General features: G+C 65.3%; 1 protein-coding gene. It reads right to left on the bottom strand.

The genetic code is table 11. From position 1 onward, the window contains the following. Window positions 1–271: hypothetical protein (locus tag AC0L27_RS41340; protein ID WP_473323886.1), on the bottom strand; the 271-nt coding region annotated here is incomplete at both ends.

Genomic DNA, 271 nt, shown 5'->3' with positions numbered 1-271 from the left:
CTCGCCGGATAGACTGCGGCGAGACCGCTGGCCGACGCCGTCAATGCCGTGACGTCTGCAGTGGACCAGCCGGTCAGCGCCGATACGTCGCCCGCAAAGGCCGTATTGGGGTAACCGGCGTCAGGCAGCAAGCGCTGCAGCACGTCAAACAATGCGAGACCTGGCCTGCTGAGCGCATGCTGCAGTTCGAACAAGCGAGTCAGGTCCAGAAGCTGGTTGATCGCATCGCTCCCGAGCGCGAGCGGGTCCGCCTTCAGCGGAAGCGCTCCGA

This window comes from Bradyrhizobium sp. Ken51 (assembly GCF_055807435.1).
This window is presented reverse-complemented; position numbering and strand designations above follow the sequence as displayed.